The sequence below is a fragment of the Pseudomonas sp. FP2300 genome, assembly GCF_030687595.1.
Lineage (GTDB): Bacteria > Pseudomonadota > Gammaproteobacteria > Pseudomonadales > Pseudomonadaceae > Aquipseudomonas > Aquipseudomonas bijieensis.
The window spans coordinates 3406045-3428768 of record NZ_CP117440.1 but is presented as its reverse complement, the minus strand read 5'-3'; the positions used below and the strand labels follow the sequence as shown (position 1 = coordinate 3428768).

General features: G+C 60.7%; 21 protein-coding genes. 13 read left to right on the top strand and 8 right to left on the bottom strand.

Going from position 1 to position 22724, the window contains the following annotated elements; translation table 11 throughout:
- Positions 1 to 92 precede the first annotated feature (92 nt).
- Positions 93 to 656: a cytochrome b gene (locus PSH86_RS15295; protein ID WP_109755427.1), complete on the top strand. Its 564-nt coding sequence runs from the start codon at positions 93 to 95 to the stop codon at positions 654 to 656.
- Between the two features lie 99 nt (positions 657 to 755).
- Here the strand turns inward: PSH86_RS15295 and PSH86_RS15290 are convergent, their stop codons facing one another.
- A complete protein-coding gene (locus PSH86_RS15290) occupies positions 756 to 2093 on the bottom strand; it encodes an alginate export family protein (protein WP_116832387.1) in 1338 nt (445 codons plus the stop codon).
- Between the two features lie 237 nt (positions 2094 to 2330).
- Between PSH86_RS15290 and PSH86_RS15285 the strand changes: the two genes are divergently transcribed.
- From PSH86_RS15285 to PSH86_RS15230, 12 genes are all read left to right on the top strand, one after another.
- Positions 2331 to 2714, top strand: a complete 384-nt coding sequence (locus tag PSH86_RS15285; protein WP_109755425.1) for a DUF6152 family protein — start codon at positions 2331 to 2333, stop codon at positions 2712 to 2714.
- A 74-nt stretch (positions 2715 to 2788) separates the two neighbouring features.
- On the top strand, positions 2789 to 3553 hold the full coding sequence (locus PSH86_RS15280) for a hypothetical protein (protein WP_116832386.1): 765 nt from the start codon (positions 2789 to 2791) through the stop codon (positions 3551 to 3553).
- A gap of 224 nt (positions 3554 to 3777) precedes the next feature.
- The gene (locus tag PSH86_RS15275) at positions 3778 to 5286 is read left to right on the top strand and encodes an alpha/beta hydrolase domain-containing protein (protein WP_163858792.1); all 1509 of its coding nucleotides are present in this window, start codon (positions 3778 to 3780) and stop codon (positions 5284 to 5286) included.
- A gap of 21 nt (positions 5287 to 5307) precedes the next feature.
- A complete protein-coding gene (locus PSH86_RS15270) occupies positions 5308 to 5790 on the top strand; it encodes a DUF6644 family protein (RefSeq protein WP_163858795.1) in 483 nt (160 codons plus the stop codon).
- 39 nt (positions 5791 to 5829) lie between these two features.
- The gene (locus PSH86_RS15265) at positions 5830 to 6318 is read left to right on the top strand and encodes a DUF6644 family protein (RefSeq protein ID WP_116832383.1); all 489 of its coding nucleotides are present in this window, start codon (positions 5830 to 5832) and stop codon (positions 6316 to 6318) included.
- The gene (locus PSH86_RS15260; RefSeq protein WP_305483651.1) at positions 6318 to 7052 is read left to right on the top strand and encodes a hypothetical protein; all 735 of its coding nucleotides are present in this window, start codon (positions 6318 to 6320) and stop codon (positions 7050 to 7052) included. The genes PSH86_RS15265 and PSH86_RS15260 overlap by 1 nt, the downstream gene beginning before the upstream one ends.
- Positions 7049 to 7981, top strand: a complete 933-nt coding sequence (locus PSH86_RS15255) for a metal ABC transporter solute-binding protein, Zn/Mn family (protein ID WP_116832381.1) — start codon at positions 7049 to 7051, stop codon at positions 7979 to 7981. Before PSH86_RS15260 ends, PSH86_RS15255 begins: the two co-directional genes overlap by 4 nt.
- 14 nt (positions 7982 to 7995) lie before the next feature.
- Positions 7996 to 8676, top strand: coding sequence for a metal ABC transporter ATP-binding protein (locus tag PSH86_RS15250; protein WP_232200779.1), 681 nt, complete (start codon positions 7996 to 7998; stop codon positions 8674 to 8676).
- On the top strand, positions 8673 to 9578 hold the full coding sequence (locus PSH86_RS15245; RefSeq protein ID WP_305483650.1) for a metal ABC transporter permease: 906 nt from the start codon (positions 8673 to 8675) through the stop codon (positions 9576 to 9578). Before PSH86_RS15250 ends, PSH86_RS15245 begins: the two co-directional genes overlap by 4 nt.
- Positions 9575 to 10561 (top strand): metal ABC transporter solute-binding protein, Zn/Mn family, encoded by a 987-nt coding sequence (locus PSH86_RS15240; RefSeq protein ID WP_305483649.1) that lies wholly within the window; start codon positions 9575 to 9577, stop codon positions 10559 to 10561. The genes PSH86_RS15245 and PSH86_RS15240 overlap by 4 nt, the downstream gene beginning before the upstream one ends.
- 55 nt (positions 10562 to 10616) lie before the next feature.
- On the top strand, positions 10617 to 10907 hold the full coding sequence (locus PSH86_RS15235; RefSeq protein WP_232200777.1) for a hypothetical protein: 291 nt from the start codon (positions 10617 to 10619) through the stop codon (positions 10905 to 10907).
- A gap of 8 nt (positions 10908 to 10915) precedes the next feature.
- The gene (locus tag PSH86_RS15230) at positions 10916 to 11740 is read left to right on the top strand and encodes a DUF4198 domain-containing protein (RefSeq protein WP_305483648.1); all 825 of its coding nucleotides are present in this window, start codon (positions 10916 to 10918) and stop codon (positions 11738 to 11740) included.
- A gap of 37 nt (positions 11741 to 11777) precedes the next feature.
- Here the strand turns inward: PSH86_RS15230 and PSH86_RS15225 are convergent, their stop codons facing one another.
- The 7 genes from PSH86_RS15225 to PSH86_RS15195 form a co-directional block, all read right to left on the bottom strand.
- Positions 11778 to 12185 (bottom strand): hypothetical protein, encoded by a 408-nt coding sequence (locus tag PSH86_RS15225; protein ID WP_109755414.1) that lies wholly within the window; start codon positions 12183 to 12185, stop codon positions 11778 to 11780.
- A complete protein-coding gene (locus tag PSH86_RS15220) occupies positions 12182 to 13168 on the bottom strand; it encodes an MDR family oxidoreductase (RefSeq protein ID WP_109755413.1) in 987 nt (328 codons plus the stop codon). The genes PSH86_RS15225 and PSH86_RS15220 overlap by 4 nt, the downstream gene beginning before the upstream one ends.
- Before the next feature lie 84 nt (positions 13169 to 13252).
- Positions 13253 to 14086 (bottom strand): oxidoreductase, encoded by an 834-nt coding sequence (locus PSH86_RS15215; RefSeq protein ID WP_109755412.1) that lies wholly within the window; start codon positions 14084 to 14086, stop codon positions 13253 to 13255.
- 318 nt (positions 14087 to 14404) lie between these two features.
- The gene (locus PSH86_RS15210) at positions 14405 to 18163 is read right to left on the bottom strand and encodes a M10 family metallopeptidase (RefSeq protein ID WP_305483647.1); all 3759 of its coding nucleotides are present in this window, start codon (positions 18161 to 18163) and stop codon (positions 14405 to 14407) included.
- A 90-nt stretch (positions 18164 to 18253) separates the two neighbouring features.
- Positions 18254 to 19594: a TolC family protein gene (locus PSH86_RS15205; RefSeq protein ID WP_305490341.1), complete on the bottom strand. Its 1341-nt coding sequence runs from the start codon at positions 19592 to 19594 to the stop codon at positions 18254 to 18256.
- 1 nt (position 19595) lies between these two features.
- Positions 19596 to 20906, bottom strand: a complete 1311-nt coding sequence (locus tag PSH86_RS15200) for an HlyD family type I secretion periplasmic adaptor subunit (protein ID WP_232201567.1) — start codon at positions 20904 to 20906, stop codon at positions 19596 to 19598.
- A gap of 19 nt (positions 20907 to 20925) precedes the next feature.
- Positions 20926 to 22641 (bottom strand): type I secretion system permease/ATPase, encoded by a 1716-nt coding sequence (locus tag PSH86_RS15195; RefSeq protein ID WP_176687915.1) that lies wholly within the window; start codon positions 22639 to 22641, stop codon positions 20926 to 20928.
- Positions 22642 to 22724: the final 83 nt, after the last annotated feature.

Genomic DNA, 22724 nt, shown 5'->3' with positions numbered 1-22724 from the left:
CACTGACCGGACCACCCTCCAAGCCCTGTGTCGTAGAGGGTGGCCGTTCAAATGTGCATTCCGATGCCTTGATGATCGATGGAGAGACTGCGATGAATCCGGTAAATCAAACAACAATTGATCGGTATCCGACGTCCCTGCGTATGTTGCACTGGGTGCGCGCCGTGCTCATCGCCGGCCTCCTCTGGGCTGGCTGGCACATGACCGGGATGAATGATGAAGTAGCAAGCAAATACGAGCTCTATTACCCGTGGCACAAATCCTTTGGGGTGTTGATGCTGTTGGTGGTCCTGGTCCAGATCACCCTGCGCTGGCGCACCCCCAAGCTTCCACAACCGCTGGAAACACTGGCTGGACATGAGCGGTTTTTGTCACAGCTGGTGCAGCGTGCCATGTACGTCCTGATCGTGATCGTGCCGTTGATGGGTTACTCGATGTCGAGCACCTACACGATGAGCGACGGGGTATTCTTTTTTGGCGTGAACCTGCCGGAGCTGCTACCGAAAAATGACGACTGGTTCGTCGTCTTCCAGTGGCTGCACAAAGTGCTCGCCTATACCCTGCTCGGCCTGATCGTGCTGCATGTCGCCGGCGCCCTCAAGCACCGCTTCTTCGACCCGGACCCTCGCAACGACGTCCTGCGCCGCATGCTGTGACCGTCCCGTCTTAATCACCTTTCCCGCCGGAAAGCGCCACCGCTGGTGGCGCCTACGCATCAAACTCCCTGCAACAGATGCCGCCAGCGGCGACTCAGATCAGAACGTCACCCACACGATGAACTGCAAGTAAGTGTTGGTTGATGCGCTCCCGCTCTGCAAACCACCGTCCTCGAGCCACTTCTTTGGCTTGTAGAAACCCACCAGCGGCGACAACGTGATGTTGTCCGTCACCATCCAGTCCAGGTACAGGTCGACCTCACGGGCACTGAAGTCTTGGGTATCCCGGTCGGAGAGTTGGTGATAGTGGAAGTACATCGCGTTGAGTGTCAGTTTGTCGGTCGGCTGCACCGAGAACAGCACATCGTTGATTTGCATGTTCGAGGTCACTGAACCGGCGTAGTTCGCGGCGACTTCACCCTGGTACCGCTTGCGGAAACCGCCTTGGAACAGGAAGTCCCAGCCTTCGGAATAGCGCGAATAGCGGTAACTCACTGCCGGTTGCCATTTGACGTCGGCAAAGGTGTAGCCCGCGTCGAAGAACATCGCCCGCTGCGACCCCGAACGTTTTTCCTGGCGCGCCACCTCGAATGCAAAATCAGCGTTCTCGATGCCGGCATTGCCCTGGCCGCGGATACTGTAGATATCCATACCCTTGCGCTCACTCCGATCGGCGAAGGTGTATCGCTCGTTGACATCCAGCCCGTGTACATAGGTCGAGCCGATCGAGCCGATGGGCGTCGTGTAGTCGATGGTGGCGGCCGCCACTTCGGTCTCCGACTGTCCTGGATTGTCCGACTTCAACCACATCAGGCTGCCGTGAAGCCCATCCGTACCGCCCAGTTTCAGGACGGCCGTATTGCCAAAGGCCAATCGCGGCCCCAGGTAAAAGGCGCCGCCGCGATTGAACCGACCGTCCGCCACACCTGGGATGGGGCTGAAGGCCTTGCCGGGAGCGAACCCGTCGTCGGTGATCAGGAAACCGTCCACCGTCACGAGCTGCCGGCCAAAGGAGAAATCAACGCCGTCCGTACCCAGGGCGGGAATCAGGTCGCCTGACTTCCAGCCCAGATAGGCGTCTTCTACCGCCGTTCTTCTTTCATTCCCGGCAGTGATCGCCCCCGCGTCCCCGTCGCCCCATGAGCCAGTGCTGATCAGGCTGAACCCGCCGTAGATCGAGCCGGGACCGATCTTGTCCGTCGTGCCGTTTAGACCGTACTTTGCGAAGCCTTCCTGCCATCGCATCCTGCCGGGTTCCTCCTGCGGGTTGGCGAGGTAGTTCTTTTCACTGCCGAACCAACCAAATCCAGCCCAGAGGTCGGCATTGAGGACGGTAGCACCATCGTCTTCGTTGTAGAGCTCGTAGGCCTGTGCCTGCGGCCCCAATGTACAGAGTGCAACCAGAGAAATTAATGGAGCGTAGTGGGGGGTGCGCATGACGTCTCTCCTGTTTTTATATTTATGAGGCGAGTCATGAGTGTTCCGATTCGGGCCGCCCATGCGGTAGCCCAAATCAGCATGTGCACAGGGCGGTGCCCCTATTCCCTTGGTCCCATCGCTGCCCACTGAAAAACCTGTCCTGGGATTTGAATGGTTGCCGTTTTGGGCTACGGCCTGCGCAGGTGTCCCCCCTATGCTGGGGCCATAAGAACGCATAAGAACGAGGCATCCGTCATGACCCCATCCCCGCTGTTACGTCAGGGGCTTTGCCTGCTGACCATCGTCGCTTGCAGTGCCCTACCGTCCCTGGCCACCGCTCACCACTCATTCGCGCTTTTCGACCAGACCAAGATGGTCACGGTCCAGGGCGTGGTCGAGCGCTTTGCCTGGACCAATCCGCACATCACGATTTACCTCGATACGCCCGGCCCGCCCCCCCAGCGCTTCAAGATCGAGACGGGCAGTGTCAACGCGCTGCAGCGCGCAGGCTGGAACGCTGATTCGATCAAGGCTGGCGAAAGCGCCGAGGTGTCCTTCAGACCGCTGAAAAACGGTGATCCGGGAGGACTGCTCGTGGAGATCAAGATCGGTGACGTCGTGCTCACGGGCGGCGGTTAGGCGAAGTCCCTCCTCCGCTTCATGACTACCGAACTCAACCGAACCAGACAGGCCAGCAGCGTGGAGACGTTTCAATGAAACCGACACGAACCTTGAGCGCAGCAACGATCTTCCTCGGCGTCGTCCTCGTGACCGTCGCCGGGATGTGCAACGCGGCAGCGCCGAAGACCCAGCACGACAAACGCCCGGACATCAGCGGCACCTGGGAAAGAACCCCGGACGATTGGTTCGGTGAAAACCCGGACGAGCCGGTGCACCCGGGCGGACCGATGGACCTGAAGGAACCCTATGCCAGCCAATACGCCGAGCTGAAGAAAAAACAGGCCGCCGCGAACGAAGCCGGGACGCCGCTGGCCACGACGAGTTCCAAGTGCCTGCCCGAGGGCATGCCGACGTTGATGGCGGCGCTCTTCCCGATCCAGATCATTCACGACGACAAGCAAGTGGTCGTCCTTGGCGAATATCTCCAGCAGGTACGCCGGATTCTCTTGAACGAGGCAATGCCGCCCAAAGAGAAGCTCGACCCCAAGTACCAGGGCCATTCGCGAGGCCACTGGGAAGGCGACACGCTCGTCGTGGAGACACAACGTGTGCGAACGGACGTGACGTTCTATGACGTTCCCCATGGTGCAGACATGAAGATCACCGAACGCATCAGGCTGCGGGGACCGGACCACTTGGAGGACCAAGTCGTGATTGAAGATCCACAGGTGCTCAACACCCCGTATCGCTTCACGTTCGACTACAAGCGCTCCGACTACGCCATTCAAGAATATGTCTGCGAGAACAACCAGATCGTGATCGACAGCGAGGGCAAGGCGTCCCTCAGCCGTGAGTGAAGCCCACCGCGAGGTCGATGTTGGGGCTGCTGCGCAGCCCAGCGGGAGCAAGCTCCCTCGCCACAAAAGGCGGTGTTTGCCAGAGGTTGGCGGGCAACGTAATGGGGTCTGATTACCCCACACCACCACCCAGCCAGACACAAAACCGTGGCGAGGGAGCTTGCTCCCGTTGGGGTGCGAAGCGCCCCCCACCAGGCTGACTTTGCGCCCTTGGAGATGACCGGATGGAACGATCAATAACGATCAGCCTCCTGCGGCCGACGCTGCCAGGCGTCCTGCTGTCGCTGATGCTGACCTCGAACACCTTCGCCGAAGTGCCCCGCATGCCCACGGTCGTTGCCGTGCCGCCCTCCAGTGTGCCACCGCTGTCGTCGGCGAAACGACCGGGCACCGAACACAGCGACCTCGACATGTACGACTACGTCGAAGAGGAGTTTTACCTGCAAGGCGTCGCCCCGGCCATCACCGCCGCGGGCAAAACCCTCTTCGAGGCGCCCTATACCACGCGCATTCTGGTGCGCAAGCCGGCAGACCCTGCGCACTTCAACGGCACGGTGGTGATCGAGCCGTTCAGCTGGTTTGGCGAGCGCGCCGCAGGGTGGATCCTGACCCGTGATTACTTGCTACGGCGTGGCTACGCGTACGTCGGCTACACGCTGAACATGAACAAGCCGGCCGTCGACCCCAAGTTCATCTCGGACACCCCGGCCGCCGAGGCCGAGCAGGTCGCCCAATACGGACGGATCGTGAACTTCGAATTCATGCGCCGCTTCGACTACGCACGCTATGCGCCGTTGGGCACCTATTACGATCCGGAGCGCTTCACTCGCGGTGCAGGTCCCGATCCGTTCGTTCCACAGTCCCAAGGCATTGCCGCACAACTGGCGCTGCTGCTCAAGACCAATGCGGCGCAAGGCCCGTTGGCAGGCCTCAATGTGCAACGCGTCTATGTCAATAGCTGGGCCGTGACCGCGCAAGTCTGGATGGACTACCTCGACCAGGGCCGCCACCAGCAATGGCGCATGCCTGACGCAAGGCCACTGATCGATGCCTACATGACAGGCCGCATGGCCTATGGCGAGGTGGGCGGCGATGTCATCCGACTGCCGCGGCAGATGCCCGACGGCGTGCCGTTCGTGACCGTCTACAGCCAATCGGAACTGATGCATGACGTGATCGAAGGCATCGACCTGCCGCCGGATACCGACAGCCCGCAGCTTCGCTACTACGAAGTGACCGGCATACCGCATCTGCGGCTGGCCGACCTCGGCACGGAGCATACCGAACTGTTAGCTGCCGACATCGGCAAGGGTGACGACCCACGGTGCCGGACGTTGTACGACGAACCGGCGGAACTGGTCGTTTCGGCGCTGCTCGATGGCATGGACCAATGGGTGCGCGCGGGCAAAGCCATGCCGAAGGCGCCGCGAGTCCTGCGCGAAGGCAAAACCGTCGCACGCGACCCCGCCACAGGCAACCTGCAAGGGGGCGTGCGCCCGCCGTGGATCCAGGTGCCCAGCGCGACCTACCTCACGGACCAGGAGACCGGTTGCGGCCTGATCTACGACACCAAGGTGCCCTATTCCAAGGAAGCGCTTGGCCAACGTTACGGCAGTTTCAGCCACTACGAACAGGCATTCGAAGACGCCAAGGGCCTCTCGATCAAGCAGGGCTATCTCCTCCCGGAGGATGCAAAGGGCCTGCGTCCGATCGCAAAACCCCAAGACTTCTAACCCCACGCGGAAGCAAAGCAAATGTCACCAGAACTCATCATCGCCTGGATCTACGCGACACCGTTGAGCACCGCCATCAGGGACCTGTCCTGGGTCGTGCCCACCATCCAGAGCGTTCATATCGTCGCCATCGCAGTGATCTTCGGTGCCGCCGTGATCTCCGACCTGCGGCTGGCCGGCGTGCTCGCCACGGACGAACCCTTGCGCGGCGTCATTCGCCGTTACTACCCGTGGATGCGCGCCGCACTCATCGTCCTGCTCCTCACCGGGTTGGTCATGATCATCGGCGAGCCTGACCGCGTACTGGTCAACACGACGTTCTGGCTGAAGATGTTCATGGTCGTTGCCGTGTTCACCCTGGCCTGGTCAATCCGACGTCCATTGCTGCGCCCCGCCGCTCAGGCACAAGGCGACAACGAGAAGCCGCCCATCAAGGCACTGGCCTGGCTGTCGATCGCCCTATGGTGCGGCGTGATCTTCTGCGGCCGCTGGATCGCCTACTGATCCCAGCGTTTTCAACGAACGTTTTCTCAGGTATTTGCCATGGACATTCAATCGATACTGCAAGCCCTCGAGGGCACCCCGATCGCAGCCTATATCAGAGAGTCGGGCTCCATTTTTCCAAACCTGGAGTCGCTGCATGTGATCGGCATCGCCCTCGTGTTCGGGACCATCGCCGTCGTCGACTTGCGCCTGCTCGGCGTCGCCTCCCATCGTCGAAGCGCGCTACGGCTGATTCGGGAACTGCTGCCATTTACCTGGGTTGCCTTCGCAGCCTGCGTGATCACCGGCTTGCTCATGTTCGCCTCCAATGCCACCACCTATGCGCAAAACAGCGTTTTCTGGTGGAAGATGGGGCTGTTGGCGCTGGCCGGCCTCAACATGGGGATATTCCACCTGGGCGCCTATCGCCGGATCGCCGAGTGGGACACCATCCTGCCGCCTCCCAGCCAGGCCCGTATCGCCGGATTCAGCTCGCTGGCACTGTGGGTGGGCGTGATATGCCTTGGCCGCTGGATCGGGTTTGTCTGATGGCTCACCTGTCGCGAACCAGCCTCGGCGATGACGCAGACGACGCGGTCCATGTCGTGCGTCCGGCTTCCAGCCGCTGGGAATCGCTGGCCCTGCTGTTTGCAGCCCTGGCAATCATCGCCAGCGTGACAGGTTATGTGCTGCTGCGCCCACAGCACGCCGGCCCACCGACACCCTTGAGCTGGCAGGTGCGCTCCTTCGATGGCCTCGGTTCAGTCGACCAGGCCATCCACAGCGCCCTGCTGCCCGCCGGTGAAGAAATCATCTGGAACAATAACGACACCGGCGGTTGGATCACCCTGGAGCAAGCCCAGAAGATCTTGTTGCCGCCGTTCTACCGAGACGCCTTCTGGAAGACCAATGGCGAGGTGCACTGGCAGTTGATTTTGCCGGGCACCCACCTGCCTCATGCCGGTTCCGTCGATGATCACGACGACGCCGACGCCCCGACGCCCCCCAGCGACGTCTCGAAAGCCACCCTGGGCCAGGGCGCCACGGTCTACTACGGCTCCGCCGGCCGCGCGCCCGGCCAGAGCGCCTACCTGCTCGTCATTGGGCACGCCCATGCCGGCGTCATGTGGGCCAACCAGGCCACGATCTGGATCCACCGCGACCCGAACGCACCTTACCCAGGCATCGTCAAGCCCGAATCGCTGGTCGGCCAAGGTTGGCGCCAGGTCATTCCTTACGACGGTGCCAGCGAAGTCGAACGTGTAAAAGGAAACCAGCCATGACCGTTTCTACCAGACACCGCGCACTGTGGCGCAGTTGCCTTGCGCTGCTGGTGCTGATACCTGCCCTTGCATTCGCCGACCCGACTGCCCCCTTGGACAAGAAGCTCAAGATCGGTGTCACCCTGCACCCCTACTACAGCTTCGTGGCGAACATCGTCGGCGATCGGGCCGAGGTCGTTGCGCTCATTCCGGCGCAAGCGAACCCGCATAACTATCAGCCGCAACCCGACGACATCACCCGTGCGATGACCCTCGATGTCTTGGTCGTCAACGGCATCGGCCACGATGAATGGGCCTTCCAGATCATCAAGGCCGCCGGTCGCGGGGCAACGCTGCCGATCATCCAGGCCAATGCCTCGGTCGCCCTCATTCCCATCGGCGGCGACCAGGACGGTGCCAAGGTGGTCAATCCGCATACCTTCGTTTCCACCACGGCAGCGATACAACAGGTCTTCGAGATCACTCGCAAGCTGGGGGAGCTGGACCCATCCAACGCTGCTGCGTATCGACAGAACGCCCTGGCCTATGCCGCACGCATTCGCGCGCTACGGGCCGGTTTCATGACCCGCTTCGCCGCGCTGGATCTGTCTTCCTTCCGTTGCGCGACCACGCATGCCGGCTACGACTACATGATGCAGGAGTTCGGCCTGTTCGTGAGCGCCGTGATCGAGCCCCGTCACGGCGTCGCGCCGACTGCGCGGCAACTGGCCAACACCATCGACGCAATCAAGAAGGCCAATGTGAAGGTGTTGTTCGCCGAGAAAAACTTCTCCCTCGATCTCGCCAAGCCTATCGAGGCCGCCACCGGCGTGAAGGTCTTCTCGCTGTCTCACATCACCGGCGATACCTACAGCGCGGACGAATTCGAGGTGGCGATGCGCGAAAACCTCGAGACCTTGGCCGAAGCCGTCGAGTTCACGCAGCGATGAAGGAGAAACAAGCGATGTGCGGTCCCGCCATAGTGTTCGACAACGTCTCCCTGCGGCTGGGAGGCACGCAAGTGCTTGAGGACGTCAGTTTTCGGGTGGAAGCCGGGGCGCTGCACTGCCTGGTCGGGCCGAACGGTGGCGGCAAGACTTCACTGGTGCGTGCGCTGCTGGGCCAGATGCCGCATTCGGGAGCGGTCCGCTTCGAGGGCCAGCTCACGACCCCGGTGGGCTATGTCCCGCAATTGCCAGACTTCGACCGCAACGTGCCGATGACGGTCAACGATCTCATGGCCCTTCTCGGTCAACGCCGGCCGGCCTTCCTGGGCGCCAACCGATCCGCCAAGTCGGCCAATGCCGAGGCCCTGTCTCGTACCGGCATGGCAGGAATGGGCACCAAACCCTTTGGCAGCCTGTCCGGTGGCCAACGTCAGCGAGTATTACTGGCCCAGGCGATCAGCCCGGCGCCCTGGCTGCTGATCCTCGACGAACCGACTGCCGGCATCGACGAATCGGGGGTGCGGCTGGTGGAGGCGCTGGTGGCCGAATTGCACGGCCGTGGCGTCACCATCCTGTGGATCAACCATGACCTGGAACAAGTCAGGCGCATCGCCCAATCGGTGACGGTTATCAACCGCAGGGTGCTGTTCCATGGCGCCCCCGACCAAGTCGCTTACTCGCAGGAGGGGGCCCAATGAGCGCCCTGTACGACTTCATTCGCAACTACCTGCAGGCGCTCGCCGCCAGTGGCATCCTGCCGCAGCCGTTCGAGTATGAGTTCGTGATCAATGCCCTGCTCTGCGCAGTGCTCATCGGCCCCCTGCTGGGCGTGCTGGGCACGATGGTAATGATCAAGCGCATGGCGTTTTTCAGTCAGTCCGTCGGCAATGCCGCGATGACCGGCGTCGCGATTGGCGTGCTGATCGGTGAATCCTATACATCCCCATACTTCTCGATGTTCGGCTTCTGCTTGCTGTTCGCGCTGACGCTGAAGTACACGCAGCATCGCACCACGTTGGCCAATGACACGCTGATCGGTGTGTTCCTGTCCATCTCGCTGGCGGTCGGTGCCTCGCTGTTGCTGTTCGTGTCGGCAAAGATCAACACCCACGTGATGGAAAGCGTGCTGTTCGGCTCCATCCTGGCGGTGGACCACACCGACATGAACGTGCTGCTTGGCGTAACGGTGCTGTGTGCCTTGCTCGGACTGCCGCTGTACAACGGCATGTTGTTGGCCAGCCTCAATCCGAGCCTGGCCCATGCTCGCGGTGTGCGGGTGCGAAGCGTCGAGTACCTGTTTGTGGTGCTGGTCACCCTGGTGACGGTCGCTTGCCTGAAAATCATCGGCGCCGTGCTCGTCGAAGCCCTTCTGCTCATACCGGCGGCGGCAGCACGCAACATCAGTCGTTCGCTCCCGGGGCTGGTGGTGCGCGCCATCCTGATTGCGACCTTTTCCTGCGTGGTGGGAATCCTGGCGCCGATGCAATTCCACATCCCCGTACCTACGGGCGGGGCAATCGTGATAGTCGCCGCCCTGGTGTTCGTCGTCACCACCGTCATGCGCGCTACCGCGTCACGGTTCAGGGGGGCCAGCGTATGAACTTCTACAGATCCTGGCTGACGATTCTGACCCTGTTGCTGGGCCTGCCGTTTTCGGTCTTTGCCGATAACGCAAGGCAGCAGGTGCTTGTCGCGCTGCCTGCCGTGTATGCGCTCACCTCGGCACTCAGCGACGGCACGGCCCTTGAGGTCGTTCGTGTACCGGCAGGCGCGGCAGTGCCCATGGAAAGCCAGGCCAACGCACTGTCACGCCTGGACGCCGCAGTATTCCAACAGGCCGAAGCCGTGGTCACCCTCAGCAGTCTCTGGCGCGCCGACCCGCTGTATGCGACGGCCCGCCGCCACAATCTGCGGATCATCGAGATCGATGCCTCGCGCTCATGGGACACGGTCAAACCCAGCGTGGCGGTGACCCGCGTACCGTCGAACGATGTTCCCTGGGCCGCGGCGAGCGATGTTGATGAAGGCCAGTCCCCGTACGCCTGGCTCGGCCCCGTCAACGCCATGCGCATGTCGGCGCTGGTCGCCGCCGACCTGGAGCGCCTGGCCCCCGCCGATGCGCCGCGAATAAAGCGCAACCTCGCCGCACTTGAAGACCGCTTGCGCCGGCTCAAGGCCGACTACGGTGCCCGGCTGACAGCAGTGTCGGATCTGCGCGTGCTGTCGCTGGCCAATGAGTTCACCTACCTGTTCGGCGAATTCGGCGTCTTTGTCGACGGCTGGTTCGTCCGACAGGACATTGACTGGAGCGACGCTGACTACGCCGCGCTGACCCACTACCTGCGCGAGCGCGATATTCGCGTGGTGGTCCACAAGTGGGCACCGGACGCCAAGATCATCAAAGCCATCGAGGACGGGGGCGCGCGGTTGTTGGTACTCGATACGGGCAACCCGGGAATACTCGCCGACACGGCCAACGGATACGAGGCACTCCTGGGCTCGAACCTGGAAGCCTTGCTGGCGGCCTTCGTCGCGACTGGCAACGACAACACGAGAGGCGACGGCCAGTCGCCTGCCCAATGATCGATCTTGACGGCGAGGCGTTATGAAACCCACAGGTTCAGCAACACGGATAACGATGGCAGGCGCCCTGGTGTTCTGCCAGGTGACCTTCGCTCATGGCCCCGTCTTCGATTGTTACATCGAGGGGGATAACCAGGTGAAGTGCGAGGCGGGCTTCACCGATGGCAGCTCGGCCGCCGGCCGAAAAATCCATGTCCAGGACCCGAGCAACAAAGTGTTGCTCGAAGGCGAAGTCGGCAAGGACAACGCCTACACGTTCCAGCCCCCCGCCGGAAATTACTCCGTGGTGTTCCTCGGTGGCGCCGGCCATGAGCTCACGATTCAGTCTTCCGACATTTCAAGGTGAAAGCGACCATGACGTTCAAACGAAAATTGCTCCAAGCCCTTGCCGCTACGACATTCACTGGCTTGGCCGGCGCTGCACACGCCCATTTCCAGATGCTTTACGTGGAAGAAACGGCACTGCAGCGTGCGGAAAACCTCGAGTTCGCGCTGGTGTTCACCCACCCCTTCTCCGGCGGCCCCACCATGGCCATGGGTACACCTCGCGCCTTCAGCCACAGCAGCTCCCACGGCGAGGAAAAAATCGACCTGAGCAAATACTTGCGTCCCGTCGAGTGGCAGAGTCGCGACAACCGGACCACGGCCTATCGTGCCTCGATTCCACGGGAGTTGGTGCGTTCACTGGGTGACCATATCTTCGTACTCGAACCCGAGCCATATCTGGAAACCGAGGAAGATGTCTACATCCAACAGTTCACCAAGTTGATCGTGAACGTGGGTGGAGTCCCCGGAAACTGGTCAGAGCCACAAGGGTTGCCGGTGGAGATCCAGCCACTGAACAAGCCTTATGCCAACTGGACCGGCGGCGTGTTCCGCGCCGTGGTGCTCGCCGATGGCAAGCCTGTTCCGTTCGCCGAAATCGAAATCGAATACGTCAACCACTCCATCAATCTCGAAAAAAACGCCTTCGGCCAGCAAAACTATGTGACGGCACCTCAAGCTTCATTCAAAGCCCTGAGCACCTACGCGGACGCCCAAGGTATCGTGACCATCGGCCTGCCCCGGGCAGGGTGGTGGGGCATTGCGGCGCTCGACATCGGTGCGACGAAAACCCACAAGGGCAAACCGCTGTCGCAAGATGCCGTGCTGTGGGTGCAGGCCAGGGACATGAAGTGACAATGCGCGGCAAATCCCGAGGCTCACCCTCAAATGTTCACCGGTGAGCCCTGGTCCGGCCTTCGGCACCTGCGATGACCAGGAAGGCCAGCGCCAGGGCAACTTCGACCAGCACCGCCGGCAGGATGCCCGACTCGACATTGCCCACGGCCCACTCGACCAGCCCCAACAGTGCAAGCAGCGAGCACGTGGTGACAAATCCCGCCACTACGGCGGTTCGCCCTGGCGACGGCGGCGCATTGCGTACCAACAGCAGCGCAACCCCAATGCCCGCGTAGAGCGGTGCAGCACGCCGGCCTACCAAGCCCGTGGTAGCGCCATCGAAGACCACGCCCCAATTGCCCAGCAACGTGGCCGGCGCTAACAACCAGATGATCGCCAACGTAAAAAACAACAGCGCCGAAAAACTCGCCAGGTAGCGGAAAGCGCGGGAAGCATTGTTCATGCGTTCACGTCCACGACAGTACGCCCGCGCACCTTTCCTTCCAGCACCCGACCCGCAACGGTCGGAACCTCTGCCAAGCCAACCATCTGGGTGGTGCGGGCCAGCCTGCTCAAATCAAGGTCCTGAGCGAGCCGCGACCATGCTTGCAGACGTACTTCCTGCGGGGCATTGACCGAGTCGATACCGGCCAGGGTCACGTTGCGCAGGATGAAAGGCAACACCGAGCCAGGCAGGTCCGCGCCCTGGGCCAGGCCGAAGGCAGCGACAACGCCGCGATATTGGGTGTGTGCCAACGCGTTGGCCAGGGTATGGCTACCCACCGAATCAATGACACCAGCCCAGCGTTCCTTGGCGATCGGTGCGCCCGGCTGCGACAAAGTATTGCGGTCGATGACCTGCGTCGCACCAAGGTCGCGCAGGTAGTCGCCCTCCTCTTGCCGTCCGGTCGAGGCGATCACTCGATAGCCCAGGCCCGACAACAGTGCGATGGCCACCGAGCCGGCGCCGCCGCTGGCGCCGGTGACCAGGATATCGCCACGATCAGGGGTCAGCCCGCCATGCTCCAATGCCAGGACGCTGAGCATCGCCGTGTAGCCTGCGGTGCCGATAGCCATGGCTGCCTGGGTCGAGAATACTTCCGGGATTTTTACCAGCCAGTCACCGTTGACCCGCGCCTTCTGCGCAAAGCCACCGTGGTGGGTCTGGCTCAGCCCCCAACCGTTGACCAGCACACGGTCGCCGACCTTGAACCCCGGATGGCTGGACGTCTCGACGATACCGGCGAAGTCGATGCCCGGAATCAGCGGAAACTGGCGAATGACGGGAGAACGTCCGCTGAGGGCCATGGCGTCCTTGTAGTTAACGGTCGAAAACTCGATCGCGACGGTGACGTCACCGGGCATCAGGTCCTCGTCCTTGAAGTCGACCAGATGGGTCGAGATCGTTTCGCCGGTTTTGGTCGTGAGCAGCGCCTTGAATGTCATTGCTTTTGTCCTGTTCGTTCAAACGGATCGTCATCGCTGCCCTGTAGATGCAACAGACACAGCAAAGGGTATGGCCAGGCCGGGTCAGTGTGCCTGAGAAGGCCGTTTGGTTTCGAGTTGCAACGCCCTGCGGATGCCCGTGTCCAGCAAGCGCGCCGGGGCAAAACTGCGCATGAACTGCAGCTGGCCGGCCGCTTTGCCAGCGGTATAACGCAACTTCGGGCGCTCGGCGCGCGCGGCCTGGAGTACCACTTCAGCCACCACGTCGGGGCTGTCGGCGGTGGCCATGGCCTGTTGCACCACTTTCGTCACGTTCATTCGAATGTCTTCATACACGTCAAGTTTAGCGTCGGCCTGGAGGTTGTTGCTCTCGAATTGAGTCTTGGTATAGCCGGGCTCGACGACCGTAACCCTGATGCCGTGTGTGCGCAATTCGTGATCCAGCGCTTGCGAATAACCTTCCACCGCATGTTTGCTGGCTGAATAGAGGGCCGCGTAGGGAACAGGCACGACGCCGAGGATGGAACCGATATTGATGATGCGACCCGCACCTTGGCGTCGCATGTGTGGCACAACCGCGCGAGTCATGCGTACGATACCGAGGAAGTTGGTGTCGAAAAGGGCCTTGGCCTGCTCGACAGAACTCTCCTCCGCAGCGGCGGGCGCGATGCCGAAACCGGCATTGTTGACCAGCAGATCGATCCGCCCCTCCAACGTCAGCAACTCCTGGATGACAGCTTCGACGCTGGCATCGTCGGTGACATCAAGCACCAACAGTGGCCCCCCCTTTTGCCCCGCCCGCCCGCCGCGTCGACTCGTGCCATAGACGCTGTAGCCTGCCGCGACGAGCTTATGGGCGATGGCCTCTCCGATGCCGGATGAAGCGCCGGTCACTAACGCGACGGGTTTGTTGATCATCATGAGTTTCCTTCCGGTTATCGAGGTTATCCGGTCAGAGATCGCAACTGTGGGCTGGCATGGCTCCGACGTCAGTGCGTGTCATAGACTGGCAGCCTTATGATGATGAGCATAATCGTAGCGGTCAATATTTTTGATGCTGATTGACATCAAAGAAAATGCCGGTAGCAGCCTTGCTCCCGGCACTTGAATAGATCAGTACACATGAAATCAATGATTAATCAGGCGGTCGACGACCTCGTGGCGAGCAAGCTTGCTCGCGCTTGAACGCAAAGGGGTCCGGCCCTGGACTGTTTCCCACAGGGCCGAACCGCTCTATCAAGCGATCAGATCGTTGGCAGTGAGGGTATTGACACCCACCAGCTGGATTTCAAAATCCGCTCCCAGGTCGCCGTTGACGTTGCCATACAGCACCTGATCGACGAAACGCAGCTGTCCCGCTGCCGTGAACTCATTCGAATCGATGAAGCTGAACGTGTCGACAAACGTGGTCAGAAGATTGGCGTCGATTTTCGACAGGTCCAGCTTGTCGCCCTGCAGGCTGCTGAAGTCGGAAATGGTATCACGGGCAGAACCTATGCCCAGGTCGCTCAGCGTGTTGAAAACAAAGCGGTCGCTTCCATCTCCGCCGGTGAGGCTATCGGTGCCCTGGCCGCCACTCAGAATGTCATTGCCCGCCCCACCATCCAGTACGTTACGCCCGGCATTGCCGATCAGCACGTTGTTCAGACCGTTGCCGATACCTATGAAGGCAGTGCCGGTCAGTGTGAGATTCTCCAGGTTGGCACCCAGGATCCAGCCTACCGAGGAGCGCACGGTATCGATTTCACCAGCCAGGGTGCTGGTTTCGCTGATGACATCACTGAGGTTGTCGACGACGTAGGTATCGTTGCCGGTACCGCCGACAAGCGTATCGATACCGCTGCTGCCGTCCAACGTGTCGTTGCCTGCCCCACCACTCAGCACGTTGTTGCCGGCGTTACCGATCAGTACGTTGTTCAGGGCGTTGCCGCTGCCGTTGAGGTTGGCGCTGCCAATCAGTGTGAGGTTCTCCAGATTGGCACCCAGGCTCCAATTCAGGGAGGAGCACACGGTATCGATTTCGCCGACCAGGGTACTGGTTTCGCTGAGAATATCCTTGAGGTTATCGACCACGTAGGTGTCGTTGCCAATACCGCCAATCAAGGTATCGGCACCCGCACCACCATCAAGAACATCGTTGCCTGCCCCGCCCTGAAGGTTGTTCACGGAGGCGTTGCCCACCAGGCTGTTGTTCAGATCGTTGCCAACCACCGTGAACGCCCCGGTGCCGCTCAGGACGACGTTCTCGACGTTGCGCAGATTGCTCAGGCCCAGGTTGACAACGCTGCTCGACGAACTGGCGGCATAGGTGACGATCAGGCCATCACTGCCCTGATTGACAGTTTCTTGTACCAGGACCAATTCATCAGCCCGGTCGAGCGCATAGGTGTCGTTCCCCGCGCCACCGATCAGTGTGTCCCGCCCGGCCCCACCGTTGAGTACGTTGTTGCCAGCGTTGCCGGTCAGCACGTTGTTCAGGGCATTGCCGGTGCCATTGAGATGAGCGGAGCCGGTCAGGATGAGGTTTTCCAGGTTGACGCCCAGGGCCCAGCTCACCGAGGAGCGCACGGTGTCGATTTCGCTGGCCAGGGCGGTGGTTTCGGTGACGACATCCTTGAGGTTATCGACCATATAAGTGTCGTTGCCGGTACCGCCAATCAAGGTATCGATACCGCTGCTGCCGTCCAACGTGTCGTTGCCTGCCCCGCCACTTAGCACATTGTTGCCGGCGTTGCCGATCAGCACGTTACCCAAGGCGTTGCCGGTACCGTTGAGCAGGGCGGAACCGGTCAGGATGAGGTTTTCCAGATTCGCGCCCAAAGTCCAGGCCACCGAGGAGCGCACAGTATCGATTTCACCAGCCAGGGTGCTGGTTTCGCTGACGATATCCTTGAGGTTGTCGACGACGTAGGTATCGTTGCCGGTACCGCCAACAAGCGTATCGATACCGCTGCTGCCGTCCAACGTGTCGTTGCCTGCCCCACCACTCAGCACGTTGTTGCCGGCGTTACCGATCAGTACGTTGTTCAGGGCGTTGCCGCTGCCGTTGAGGTTGGCGCTGCCAATCAGTGTGAGGTTCTCCAGATTGGCACCCAGGCTCCAATTCAGGGAGGAGCGCACGGTATCGATTTCGCCGACCAGGGTACTGGTTTCGCTGAGAATATCCTTGAGGTTGTCGACTACGTAGGTGTCGTTGCCAATACCGCCAATCAAGGTATCGGCACCCGCACCACCATCAAGAACATCGTTGCCTGCCCCGCCCTGAAGGTTGTTCACGGAGGCGTTGCCCACCAGGCTGTTGTTCAGATCGTTGCCAACCACCGTGAACGCCCCGGTGCCGCTCAGGACGACGTTCTCGACGTTGCGCAGATTGCTCAGGCCCAGGTTGACAACGCTGCTCGACGAACTGGCGACATAGGTGACAATCAGGCCATCACTGCCCTGATTGACAGTTTCTTGTACCAGAACCAATTCATCAGCCCGGTCGAGCACATAGGTGTCGTTCCCCGCGCCACCGATCAGTGTGTCCCGTCCGGCCCCACCGTTGAGTACGTTGTTGCCAGCGTTGCCGGTCAGCACGTTGTTCAGGGCATTGCCGGTGCCATTGAGATGAGCGGAGCCGGTCAGGATGAGGTTTTCCAGGTTGACGCCCAGGGCCCAGCTCACCGAAGAGCGCACGGTATCGATTTCGCTGGCCAGGGTACTTGTTTCGGTGACGACATCCTTGAGATTGTCGACCACGTAAGTGTCATTGCCTGCACCGCCAATCAAGGTATCGATACCGCTGCCGCCGTCCAGGGTATTGGCACCGGAGTTGCCGTTGATGCGGTTGTTCAACGTGTTGCCCGTGCCGTTGATATTGGTACTTGCGCTCAGCGTCAGGGTCTCGATGTTGGCACCCAGGGTGTAATTGACGGACGAGATGACAGTGTCGATTTCGCTCGCCAAGGTGCTGCTTTCCTGCACCCTGTCACCGATATTATCGACAACGTAAGTATCGTTGCCCGCTCCACCGATCATCGTATCCTTCCCGGCACGACCGTTCAGGAGGTTGGCCAATGCATTGCCGATCAATGTGTCGTCATTGGCCGAGCCGACCGCGTTTTCAATTTTGGCCCCGTAGGCGATCGCCAATCCTTCATTGAAGGCCGTCTGGGTATCGAGTTTCAGGAACGCTTGGCCGATCTTGCTGAACTGGCCTTCATTCAGGTTGATGCGCACCGCTGCCAGCTGATTGCTTGCGTCGATCGTGTCATTGCCGCCTGCGTCCCAGATCGTCTCGAAAACCGATTGGCCGACGGCCCAGCTGTAAGTGGTATTACCCGTCTGCCACTGGGTGTTTGCCCCATAGAGACTCTGTATGGCGGCAATATCCAGCAACATGGGCGTAGTCGGCTCATAGGAATACGCGGTGTTGTAGCTCATAATTGTGTAACGAACGTCGTCGAACTGAGCGGAAAGCACGGTGGAGTTCGACGAGCTTGGCGAGAACGGATGCTTGAGGCCCAGGGCGTGACCGATCTCATGCATGAACACCAGGTAGTCATAGGTGCCCTTGGCGGGAGCCGGGTTATTCGTGACAGGCCCCAGCCAGACATCACCGGCGCTGGGGGTATTACCAGGAAAATAGCCCCAGGCAGCGGTGTCATCGTCCATGTACAGGTAACCGCCGAATCGCAAGTCACCGACGTTGCTGGCCGTCTCGCTCACTTGTTGGAATTTGATGTTGGCAACCGAACTCCATGTACTTAGCGCACTGACAATGCCGTTCTTCTGCGCCGACGAGAGGACGTAGCCGTACTCATATTCATTTTCGCTGCTGTAGGCGCTGGCGAAATACGAACTCATGGTCATGAAGCTGTACGTCAGAGACGTGGTGAACGCTCCGGTGCTCGTATTTCCAGCCCAATAAGTGCCGTAAAGCAAGCTGTTGACCTGTGCGTTACCAGTCAGCTTTGCGTACGAAATGGATGAGTAACCTAATGGACTGGGCATCTATATTTCCTGAGGGCTAGCTGCGGACCTTCCTGGATGCGGCCGCTACATAAGGGTATTTTGCACGAGAAACAGGAGTTTTGATATCACTTAGCCACTGCTTTTTAATTCAATATTCGACAACGATGGCGCAACCAACCACTCATTGGCCCGGCGAATATCCCCATCTCCCAGTCTTCCGCTCCAGCGATGCAGCACCAGCAAACTGGTCACGAACTTGTATTGGGACTGATAGAAATCACGCCGTGCACGAAACTCTTCCTTGATGCTGTCCAACACATCGACAGCATTCTTGACCCCATAGCCGAACGCTTTTTCCGTGGCCGCCCGTGACTTTTCAGCCGACTCCAGCGCGCGCCGTGTTGCCTTGATCCGGCTGAGTTCGGCCGTCATGCCGAGATAAGCGGTACGGGTTTCCTTGACGACCTGGCGACGCAAGGCTTCCAGCTCTTGCTGGGCGGCCTCCCTGTCACTTTCGGAACTCGATACCCGTGCCCGGGTGGAGCCCCCACTGTAGAGCGGCATCTGCAAGTCGAGAGAAGCAACGAGGTTGTCCGAGCGAGGCGTCACTGCGCCTTCATAGCCGATATCACTGCGTTGCGCCGTCAAGTTCAGGCCCAACCGAGGAAGATGACCCGCCTTGTTTTCGTCTATTGCCGCCTCGGCGGCTCGGACGCTGTGCTCCCGGGCATGCAGTGCCGGGTTGCTGTCGAGCGCAGTCTGCACCCAGTAGTCTTGCGCTTGCGCCGGCAGGCTGAAGGCAGGATTGTCGCCGATGCGCTTGAACCGCTCGCTGACATCACGCCCCACCAGTTCGGAAATGGCTTCACGACTGACCAGGACTTTATTGCTGGCTTCGATCTCGTCGGCCCTGAGCGCATCCACTCGCGCTTCAAGATCCAGTGCGTCGGTCACCATCGCCATCTGCCGCGCGTACAAGGCCTTGACCCGCTTGAGGTTGCGCTCGGTCGCCTCCAGCTCGCTGCGCACCAGCGACAACTCGTCCTCTGCCGCAAGAACGGCGAAGTAGCGCTCGGACAGATCAATGCTGGCCTGCACCTGGGTATCGGCTGACTCGTAGCCACTTTGCCGGGTCAACTCAATGTACTTCTGGTAACTGCGCCAGACCTGCGGATCGTAGATCACCTGATTGAGCACCACGGCCATGCGCTTGCCGTTGTACTGGATACGGTTCAAGTCGTCATCGCGCCGGCTGCGGTTGACGCTGCCGCTGGCGTTGAGCTGCGGCAATAATTGACCAAAGGCCGCACGCTCCTTGCCCTCGCCGCTTCGGACCAGGGCTTGCGCCCGCAGCACACGCGGATCAGCCCCCTGCGCTTCCTGATGCAACTGCCACAGGTCAACATAAGTATCGTCAGCGAGCGCTCCCAGTGGCATGAGGGCCAGGCACAGGGTGATCAGGAACTTCATCTCAGTCCTCGATCAGCGAGCGGGCGAACACATTGCTGGCCGGTTGCATCAAGTATTGCAACAGCGTCCGCGCCCCCGTATTGACCAGCACCTCGACCGGCATGCCCGGCACCAGGGTCAGGTTGCCCAGCGTCTGACGCCCCTTGTCCGTCAGGGCCACGCGCGCCAGGTAATAAGCGGTGCCGGTGTCCTTGTTGATCAAGCGGTCGGCGGAAATCTGCACCAGTCGCCCCTCGATGACGGGCGTGGTGCTGCTCTTGAACGCGCTGAAGCGAATGTCCGCCAGCTTGCCCAATGCGATGCGGTCGATGTCCATCGGCGACACCTGCGCCTCGACGATCAGTTCCTCGTTGGCCGGGACGATGTCCAGCAGCGCTGTGCCGGGGCTGACCACGGCGCCGAGGGTGTGGACTGTCATGCCCATGACCATGCCTGACTCGGGCGCGAGAATATCGGTACGCTGATCACGGTCCTGCAGGGTCGCCAACCGCTCGCGCAGTTCATACACCTTGGTCCGCGCATCGCCCAACAGGCCGGCGACTTCACTGGCGAAGGCCTTTTTCAACTGCAGGATCTTCAACCTCGCTTCATCGATATTCACCCGCGCCTGCGCGATCCCGGACTGGCTTTCGGCTACTTCGGTTTGCAGCCTGGAGAGGCTGCGCTCTTGCTCGCGTAGCCGTTGTTTGTCCACGTAGCCTTCGGCAAGCAACGCCCGCAAATCGACTATTTCTTCTTGATAGGAGGCCGCCAGCATCTGCTTGCTGGCGATGATCGCCTTGAGTCCGCGGATCTGCTCCTCGATTTGTCCGATGGTCTTCTCTTGCAGGCCGATTTCGCCTAGCAACGAGGTTCGTCGGGTTTGGAAAATCCGCGCTTCACTGTCGCGAGCCTCTTGTACTCGCGGGTCAGTGGGATCCAAGGCAGGCACCGCCACAGGTTCGGGCTGCCCGTCGCGCTCAGCCTCCAACCGCGCCTGCAATTGGAGCGCGGCGATCAACTGGCTGCGTGTCGTTTCCACTTCCGAACGCGCCTGGGTGTTGTCGAGCACCAGCAACACATCGCCGGCTTTTACCAGGTCACCGTCATGCACGCGCAGTTCGCGCACGATGCCGCCTTCAAGGTGCTGCACCGTCTTGCGGTAGCTTTTGACCGTGACCACGCCCGGTGCGAGTGCCGAGCTGTCGAGCGGGGCCAACGCAGCCCATCCACCGAAAAGGCCAAAGGTGACCAGCAACATGAGGTAGCCGATGCGTCGAACCGGCTTGTCATCGACGGGCAACGTGTTGGATGAGTGCTGACTGTTTTGCATGAAATGGCTCATCCGCTTCCTACGATTGAATCCCAGCAGCCTGGCGGGCCGCGGGCGTCGCTTCCCGCAGTCGCGCCAGGACCTTGTCACGCGGCCCGAACAGGCTCAGTTCGCCATGATTGAGAACCAACAATTTATCCACCTGCGCCAACACCCCGGCTCGATGGGTGATGACAAACACCGTGGCCCTGCTCTGCCTGAGCTTTTGCAGCGCCTCGGCAAGCATTTTTTCGCCGGCATCATCCAGGTTGGAGTTCGGTTCATCGAGCACTACCAGGCGCGGCTCACCATACAAGGCGCGCGCCAGGCCGATACGTTGCCGCTGGCCGCCGGACAACCCACCGCCATTGGCGCCGATCAGGGTGTCGTAGCCATCAGGCAGTTGCAGCACCAGTTCATGCACACCGGCCATTCGCGCGGCGGCGACCACGGCAGATGCGTTCAGCGGGCCGAAGCGGGAGATGTTCTGGCTGATGGTGCCCTCGAACAGCTCGATGTCCTGCGGCAGATAACCGATGTACTGGCCAAGTTCCTCCCGACGCCACTGGCTGATATCCGCACCATCCAGGCGCACGGTGCCGGCCAGGCTTGGCCAGACACCCAGCAACGCCCTGGCAAGGGTCGACTTCCCGGCACCGCTGGGACCAATGATGCCCACTGCTTCGCCCGCAGCCACCTGAAAGTCCACACCACGAATAATCGGTTTGCGAGCATCCGGCGATCCTGCCGAGAGTCCCTCGACGCGAATCGCCCCTTCAGGCGCCGGCAACGACATGCGCTCGGGCTCGGCGGCAATCTTGAATAGCAACTCGTGCAACCGGGCATATTGCGCGCGGGCACCCAGAAAACCTTTCCATACGCCGATCAACTGATCGATGGGCGCCAACGCACGCCCCAGCAAGATCGAGCCAGCAATCATCAGCCCGGAAGAAATCTCGTGATTGATCGTCAAATAGGCGCCCAGGCCCAGTACCAACGACTGAACGATCTGTCGGAATGTCCTGGACACCGATGTCATGGTCGCGGCGCGGTCACTGGCCACGCTTTGCAGCGCGAGAATCCTGTGGGTTCGCCCGCTCCAGTGCTGGCGCAGGCTGGCAAGCATGCCCATGGACTCCACCACTTCGGCATTGCGCAAGCTCTTGTTGGTGAAGGCGGTAGCCGTCATCTGCTCACGGTTGGCAGCCTGCAGCGGCCCATGGGTGAGCTTTTCATTGGCGAAGGCCAGCCCCCCCAGCAACGCGGCACTCACGAGCCCCATCCAGCCGTACCAGGGATGAAACATGAACATGACGGCCAGGTAGATAGGGATCCACGGCGCATCGAAAAACGCAAACAGGCCGTTGCCAGTCAGGAACTGGCGCAACCCGTTCAGATCGTTCAACGGCTGGGCCGTGGCATTCATGCCACTGGTATTGAGCGCCTGCTTGAAGCTGGCGTCGAACAGCCGTTGGCTCAGCAACGTGTCCAGGCGAGTGCTGATCCGCACCATAATCCGCGAACGGACCCACTCCAAACCACCCATCGTTATCATCAACAGCAACATGATCAGCGTCAGCATCAACAGCGTCGACAGGCTGGCGCTTCCTACCGCGCGGTCATACACCTGCAGCATGTAGAACGAAGGAACCAGCATCAGCAAGTTGACGAAAAAACTGAAAAAACCAACGGAAAGAAAACTACCTTTGCAGACGGCAAGGGCGCCTTCCAGTTCGGTTCTGGCGTGGGCTGGCATGGTTCATTACCTGAGGTCCGATTCTGCTCAAACCTGAAAAATCACAAGGGCACAGGCGCGCGAACGCCTCGAATATCTTTGGC